We start from the raw sequence: 3528 nt of genomic DNA, 5'->3' as shown, positions 1-3528 counted from the left end.
GATGGTAAGATAACAGCCAAACCTTTTACCAATGTTGGTTCAGCATTTGAAGGACTTGATGATAATATCAAGAATGTGAATCAGAGGATTAAGGAAGTTTCTGAAGGAGTCGCACAGGATTCTTTGAATTGGAGTAATGAAGCTCAGGCGTTTGTAGCGCGTCATATAAAAACAGAAACACAAGATGGCAAAGTTATAACGAAACAAGAAAATAGCAAATTGAAGTTTTTATTGGATGGAGAAATTTCTAAAGGTTCGACAGAAGCGATTACCGGTAACCAGCTTTATTCAATGAATGAGGCAGTTGCTAGCTATTTTGGTGGAGGAGCTGGCTATAACGAAAAAGGAGAATGGGTTGCACCTACCTTCAAGCTTAAAACTGTCAATGATGATGGTAGTGCTGGTGAAGAAAAGATTTATAAGAGTGTATCGGAAGCACTCTCTGATATTAGTACTTCTGTCACGAATGTTCATAATGATGTAACTAATGTTGTCAGTGATAGCCTTGTCAAGCAGGATGATGATACGAAGGTTATTACTATTGGCAAAGAAGTAGAAGGTACAGAACTCAATATTGCCAACAGTAAGAAAGAAGACCGGACACTTTCAGGTGTTAAGGCAGGAGTGCTTTCAGCAGAATCGACAGAAGTTGTAAATGGCTCTCAGTTATTTGCGACTAATAAAAATGTTACGACAGTGACTACTAATCTAGACAGTGTTTCTAAAAATACATCGAGCTATTTTGGTGGTGGTGCTGATGTGCTCGTAGGTAATCTTCCGACGTATGTTGTTGGTGGTCAGTCATATCATGATGTTGGTTCAGCCTTTAGCGGTGTTGATACATCGCTGACAGATCTTCATAATGAGCTTTCTAAGAACAGCAATGAACTTACACAGACCATTGAGCAGAATGCTTTGTTGTGGAATGATGAAGCCAATGCCTTTGTAGCACGTCATGTAAAGAACAAAGAGAAAGATGGTCAAGTTATAGCGGAACAAGAAAACAGCAAATTAAAGTTTCTATTAGATGGAGAAATTTCTAAAGGTTCGACAGAAGCGATCACGGGTAATCAGCTTTATTCAATGAATCAGACGTTTGCGACCTATTTTGGTGGAGGCGCTGGCTATGAAAATGGAAAATGGGTTGCTCCCACATTCAAACTTAAAACTATCAATGAAGATGGTAGCACTGGTGAGGAAAAGGTTTACAATAGTGTAGCGGAAGCCTTTGCTGGAGTTGCGAGTTCTATCACGAATGTTCATAATGATGTGACCAATGTTGTTAGTGAAAGTCTTGCCAAGCAGGATGATGATACGAAGGTTATCACTATTGGTAAGGAAGTAGAAGGTACAGAACTCAATATTGCCAACAGTAAAGAAGAGGATAGAACCCTTTCTGGCATCAAGGCAGCAGAGAAGAATAATGAAGCAGTCAATAAAGCGCAGCTTGATGCAAGTCTGAAGGATCTTTCTAACAATCTTCAGTCAGAAGATTCAGCGGTTGTTCTCTACGATAAAAAAGAAGATGGAATAGTTGATTATAAGAGCGTAACTTTAGGTAAAGGTAAGGATGCAGGAGCAGTTGCACTGCATAATGTAAAAGATGGTGCCATTGGTGAGAGTTCACATGATGCAATTACGGGTAGCCAGATCAACACGATTTCTCAAGATGTTGCCAAGTTTCTTGGCGGTGATGCGGCGTTTAAAGATGGTAGCTTTACCAACCCTACTTATAAATTATCGTATGTTTCTGAGGAAGGAAAAGTAACAGACAGTTCTTTTGATAATGTTGGTAGTGCATTTATTGGTCTTGATGAGAATATTCAGAATGTTAATGCACGGATTAAAGAAGTTTCAGAAGGGGTAGCACAGGATTCTTTGTTATGGAATGATGAAGCCAATGCCTTTGTAGCGCGTCATGAGAAGAAGCAAGAAGAAAAAGGCAGAGCTGTAAGGACACAAGAAAACAGTAGAATTACGTTTCTAGCAAATGGTGAGATTAGCGCTAAATCAACAGATGCTGTTACGGGCAATCAGCTTTATTCAATGAATCAGACATTTGCGACCTATTTTGGTGGAGGAGCAGGTTATGATAAAGATGGGCAATGGAAAGCACCAAGTTTTGTGATCAAGAAAGTTGATGCGGAAGGTAAAGAAAGTGAGGAAAGCTACAATAGTGTAGCGGAAGCCTTTGCTGGTGTTGCGAGTTCTATTATGAATGTTCATAATGATGTAACTAATGTTGTTAGTGATAGTCTTGCCAAGCAGGATGATGATACGAAGGTTATCACTATTGGTAAGGAAGTAGAAGGTACAGAACTCAATATTGCCAACAGTAAAGAAGAGGATAGAACCCTTTCTGGCATCAAGGCAGCAACGAAGAATAATGAAGCAGTTAACAAAGAGCAACTTGATAAAAGTTTAGAAAAACTTTCTAACAGTCTTCAGTCAGAAGATTCAGCAGTGGTCCACTACGATAAGAAAGAAGATGAAACAATTGACTATGGCAGTGTGACTTTAGGTAAAGGTCAAAATTCTGCACCTGTTGCACTTCATAATGTTAAAGATGGTGTAATTTCTGAAAAGTCGCATGATGTTATCAATGGTGGTCAGCTTAATAAGATCTCACAAGATGTTGCCAAGTTTCTTGGCGGTGATGCAGCGTTTAATAATGGCGCGTTTACAGGACCGACTTATAAATTATCCAAAGTTTCTACAGAAGGTGAGGTAACAGAAGCTTCCTTTACTGGTGTAGATACAGCGTTTACAGGGCTTGATGAGAATATTCAGAATGTTAATGCACGGATTAAAGAAGTTTCTGAAGGAGTAGCGCAGGATTCTTTATCTTGGAGTGATAAGGAAAAAGCCTTTGTAGCAAAGCATGGAGATGGATTGGAAAGAAAAAATAGCAAAATTAAGTTTCTTGAAGACGGTACAATCTCTGCGGATTCAAGCGATGCAGTGAATGGTTCACAGCTTTACACAATGAATAATACGCTTGCGACCTATTTTGGTGGAGGTGCTGGTTATAATGAAAAAGGAGAATGGATTGCCCCTACCTTCAAGCTTAAAACTATCAAGGATGATGGCAGCACTGGTGAGGAAAGTTATAAAAGTGTAGCAGAAGCACTTTCTGATATTAGTACTTCTGTTACGAATGTTCATAATGATGTAACCAATGTTGTCAGTGAAAGCCTTGTCAAGCAGGATAAAGATGAGATGAAGGTTATTAAGATTGGTGCAGAGAAAGAAGGCACTGAAATCGATATTGCTAACAGTAAAGGTGATGCTCGCACAATTTCTGGTGTTAAGTCTGGATTACTTACAGCAGAATCGATGGAGGCGGTGAATGGCTCACAACTCTATTTGATGAGTAACGCATTGGCTGCGTATTTAGGAGGAGGAGCTAGCTATGAAGGTGGCGAATGGAGGGCTCCAGAATTCAAGGTTGCACAATTCAATTCTGATGGTAGTTCGTCAGAAAAGAAGATCTATCATGATGTAGCAGGAGCTTTTGATGGTGTCAGT

The 3528-nt window shown here is 39.6% G+C and carries 1 pseudogene; it reads left to right on the top strand.

Annotation, left to right across the window (positions count from 1 at the left end):
* Window positions 1-3528, top strand: a pseudogene (locus ACFILW_RS09200) (hypothetical protein); the annotation flags it as partial.

It is taken from the genome of Bartonella sp. TT110JLCBS (assembly GCF_042193405.1).
GTDB lineage: Bacteria > Pseudomonadota > Alphaproteobacteria > Rhizobiales > Rhizobiaceae > Bartonella.
The sequence above is the reverse complement of the archived record's forward strand: the minus strand, read 5'-3'. Positions and strand labels throughout refer to the sequence as shown.